The organism is Brevundimonas denitrificans (assembly GCF_030160755.1).
Taxonomy (GTDB): domain Bacteria; phylum Pseudomonadota; class Alphaproteobacteria; order Caulobacterales; family Caulobacteraceae; genus Brevundimonas; species Brevundimonas denitrificans.
In genome coordinates this window covers 1-2759 of the sequence record NZ_BSOY01000126.1, presented here as the reverse complement: position 1 = coordinate 2759, position 2759 = coordinate 1, and the positions used below count along the sequence as shown (strand labels likewise).

Here is a 2759-nt window from a genome sequence, read left to right as displayed (position 1 = left end):
ACCGCCACATAGTCGAACGCCGCCATCAGGCCGCATCCCCGGCCGCAACCGCGGCGGGGGTCGCGGCGGCGGCGGCGGGAACGACGGCGAGCCCCGGCTCGTCATGCGCCTCGACCGTCTCCTGACGCGTCACCCGCACCGCCTCCTCCACCGAGGTGACGCCCTCCAGCACCAGCGCCCGCGCCCGCTGCGTCAGGGTCTCGGCGCCGGCCCCCGGTCCGACCCTGGCGAAGGCCACGGCGTTGATCGCCTCCTCGCCGGCCTCGGCGGCGATCAGCCGGCGCACCCGGTCGTCCACCCGGATCACCTCATACAGACCCACCCGCCCCACATAGCCGGTCTGGTTGCAGCCGCCGCACCCCTGCGGCCGCCACACCGTCTGGCCGACCCTGACCCCGGCCAGCCGCGCGGTCGCCTTGTCCGCCGCCTCCGGCCGCCGGCAGTCGCCGCACAGCCGGCGCACCAGCCGCTGGGCCACGATCAGCCGCAGGGTCGAGGCCAGCAGGAAGGGCTCCACCCCCATGTCCCTGAGCCGGGTCACCGCCCCCGCCGCGTCATTGGTGTGCACGGTGGACAGGACGAGGTGGCCGGTCAGGGCCGCCTGCACCGCGATCCGCGCCGTCTCCACGTCGCGGATCTCGCCGACCATGACCACGTCCGGGTCCTGGCGCAGGATCGCCCGCAGGCCCGCCGCGAAGGTCATGCCGACCCTGGGATTGACCTGGGTCTGGCCGACGCCGTCGATGGCGTATTCCACCGGGTCCTCGACCGTCAGGATGTTGCGCGTGGCGTCGTTCAGCAGCGACAGGCCGGCGTACAGGCTGGTGGTCTTGCCCGAGCCCGTCGGGCCGGTGACCAGGATGATGCCGTTGGGCTCTCTCAGCGCCGCGCGGAAGGCCTCCAGGGCATCGGGCGCCATGCCCAGCCGGTCCAGGGTCAGCCCGGCCTGGTCGCGGTCGAGGATGCGCAGCACCACCCGCTCGCCCGCCCGCGACGGCAGGGTCGAGACGCGCACGTCCAGCGTCTTGCCGCCCAGGGCCAGGGGGATGCGCCCGTCCTGGGGCACGCGTTTCTCGGCGATGTCCAGCCGCGCCATCACCTTGATGCGCGATACGAGCAGGGGCGTGATCCGCGGGTTCAGCGACAGGGTCTCGCGCAGCACCCCGTCGATGCGCATCCGCACCGTCAGCGCCGTCTCGAACGGCTCCAGATGGATGTCCGAGGCCCCGGAGCGGACCGCCTCGGCGATGATGCCGTTGATCAGCCGGATCACCGGGGCGTCGTCGGCCGTGTCCAGCAGGTCGGCGGCGGCCGGGATGTCGTCGATCAGGCTCTCCAGACCGGACGGCATCTCCAGATCGTCGCCGTCCGCCGCGCTCAGATGATCGCCGGCATAGACCTGCGACAGCCGCCGGTCGAAGCCGGCCTGATCCAGCGGCTCGACCCGGAGCGGCCGGCCCAGCGCGCGGCGCGTCTCGATCAGCACCGACGGATCGGCCCCCTCGCGCAGACCCACCACGGCGATCTCGCCCGCCTCCAGCAGGATCACCCCGTGCCGTTTGGCGAAGCCATAGGGCAGGGTCGGATTGATCAGGGTGATCATGACCGCCTCACTCGCGCGCCGGATCCGCCGGTGCGGCCGGGGCCAGGGGCGCGGCGGCGACCTCGCCGACGGGGGCGGTGATCGGATGGTCGGGCGCGCCAAGGGGGGTCCGGGGCGGCTGGGTCCGCATATAGTCGCGCAGCATCTCGTCGAGAGACGGCTCGACGCCGGGGGCGTTGTCCAGCTGCCGCTGGCGCATATAGCCCCAGCGGTCCGCCGCCAGCGCCTGGGCGTCGGCCGGGCTGCGGATGATGGTCGGGCGGATGAACACCATCAGATTGGTCCGCCCGCGCTGGCGGCTGGTCGAGCGGAACAGGCCGCCGACGTACGGCAGGCTGGCCAGCCCCGGCACCCCGTCCACCGACAGCCGGTCGTTCTGGTCCAGCAGGCCGCCGGCCACGGCGATGTCGCCGTCGTCGACCACCAGGGTCGTCTCCAGCTCGCGCTTGTTCAGCACCAGATCATTGGCGCTGTCGGTCAGGACGCCGTTGATGCTCGAGACCTCCTGGCGCAGGAACAGGGTGATCGAACCCCCCGCATTGATCTGCGGCCGCACCACCAGCTTGACCCCGATGTCCTGGCGCTGGGTCGTGCGGAACGGATTGGCGTTGCCGTCCAGCAGGGTCTCGCCGGTCGTGATCGGCACCTCCTGACCCACGAGGATGGTCGCCTCCTCATTGTCCAGCGTCATCAGCGACGGCGTCTGCAACAGGTTGGAGCCCGCATCGGTCTTGGCCGCATGGATGATGAAGCCGAACAGGCCGTCTCCGATCCGCCCGCCGCCCCCGCCGATGAAGCCGTTGGCGCCCAGAAGCGTGTTCAGGGCCAGTTCCTGCAGCTGTTCGCGCAGGGGATCGTCGGCCTCCAGCCGCCCCGCCGCCGCCCCGCCCGCCAGCGGGACCAGCGGCCCGGCCCGGTCCGAGTAGTTGGTCAGGCCGACGGGATTGCCGTCCTCGCCCGCCAGCAGCCACTGCACCCCCAGCTCCTTGACCGCATTGTCCGACAGCTCGACCACGATCGCCTCGATCAGCACCTGCTGGCGCCGCTGGTCCAGCTGGCGGATCACCTCGGCCAGCATCCGCTGCGTCTCCGCCGAGGCCGAGATCACCAGCGCATTGGCCCCCGGGAACCGCGCGAGGGTCGCGCGCTGGCCCGC

Annotated in this window: 1 protein-coding gene and 1 pseudogene; both read right to left on the bottom strand. The window is 72.3% G+C overall.

Annotated elements, in window-relative coordinates; translation table 11 throughout:
- Positions 1-115 precede the first annotated feature (115 nt).
- A pseudogene (gene gspE / locus QQJ79_RS15155) lies at positions 116-1603 on the bottom strand (type II secretion system ATPase GspE); the annotation flags it as partial.
- A gap of 7 nt (positions 1604-1610) precedes the next feature.
- On the bottom strand, positions 1611-2759 hold a 1149-nt coding region (locus QQJ79_RS15150; protein WP_488798466.1), incomplete at its 5' end, for a type II secretion system protein D.